This is a genomic window from Mesorhizobium sp. M0678, assembly GCF_040320505.1.
In the GTDB taxonomy this organism is placed as follows: domain Bacteria; phylum Pseudomonadota; class Alphaproteobacteria; order Rhizobiales; family Rhizobiaceae; genus Mesorhizobium.
On sequence record NZ_JAMYPT010000074.1, the window covers coordinates 1 to 1271 of the forward strand.

At 64.8% G+C, this 1271-nt stretch carries 1 protein-coding gene; it reads right to left on the reverse strand.

The window, feature by feature from the left end; all coding sequences use genetic code 11:
- Positions 1-19: 19 nt before the first annotated feature.
- A protein-coding gene (locus tag NKI29_RS33330; RefSeq protein ID WP_352798694.1) for an IS3 family transposase occupies positions 20-1206 on the reverse strand; the annotation gives its coding sequence in 2 pieces (ribosomal slippage) (positions 20-954 and positions 954-1206; 1188 coding nt in all).
- Positions 1207-1271: the final 65 nt, after the last annotated feature.

Below are 1271 nucleotides of genomic sequence, written 5' to 3' on the forward strand. Positions count from 1 at the left end.
GTGACCTGCCACCGAATTTTCATCCAGCCGCAATTAGAGCCTCGGCGGGTTGTACGCCGTATGGCGCGGGTTGAGCAACGGGCGATCGGCGGAGCTGGTCGGGGTTGCGCAGCCGATCGCCCGTTGCGGTGAGATTGGCGGCATAAGCCGCCGGCGTGATGTAGCCGAGCGCCGAATGTGGGCGCGATCGGTTGTAGTCGTCCGCCCATTCGGCGATCGTCGTGCGGGCATGGTCGAGACCGAAGAACAGGGTCTCGTTCAAGAGCTCGTCCCGCATCCGGCCGTTGAAGCTCTCGCAGAAGCCGTTCTGCATCGGCTTGCCCGGTGCGATGAAGTGCCAAGTCATGCCGTTCTCCTGTGCCCAGGCGAGCATGGCGTTCGAGGTGAACTCGGTGCCGTGGTCGGAGACGATCATGCCCGGCTTGCCGCGGTGGGCGATCAACTCGGTCAGTTCGCGTGCGACACGGCGGCCCGAGATCGAGGTGTCCGGGATTGCCGCCAGGCACTCGCGCGTCACGTCGTCGACGACGTTGAGGATGCGGAAGCGTCGACCGCAGGCGAACTGGTCGTGGACGAAATCCAGCGACCAGCGGGCGTTCGGCCTTGCCTCGACCAGAATCGGTGCGCGGGTGCCAACCGCGCGCCGGCGTGACCGTCGCTTGCGAACCGTCAGCCCTTCCTCGCGATAGAGCCGGTAGATGCGGTTGATGCCCGACGGCTCGCCGCCTTGCCGCAGCAGGATGAACAGCCGCCGGTAGCCGAAGCGCCGGCGCGCGTTGGCAAGGTCGCGCAACTGACTTCGCAGCTCCCTGTCCGGCGGGCGCCGTGACCGGTAGCGGACCATCTTGCGATCGGCGCTGACGATGGAACAGGCCCGCCGTTCCGACAGGCCCATGGCGGCCCTCAGATGCGCGACGGCTTCGCGCTTGGCGACGGGCCCTACCATTTTTTTGACAGAAGCTCGCGCAGCGCCGAGGCTTCCAGCATCTGGTCGGCCAAAAGCTTCTTCAGCTTCGCGTTCTCCTCCTCCAGCGCCTTCAGCCGCTTGGCGTCGGAGACGTCCATGCCGCCATACTTGGCGTTCCAGTTATACAGCGTCGCCTCGGAGATCCCGTGCTTGCGGGCCAGATCGCCTGCCTTCGCCCCCGCCTCGTGTTCGCGCAAAACCGCGATGATCTGCTCTTCCGTAAACCGCTTTCTCTTCATCTGTCCGTCCTTCAATCGAGGCCGGACTCTAATCTCAGATGGAGGAAATTACCCGTGGCAGGTCA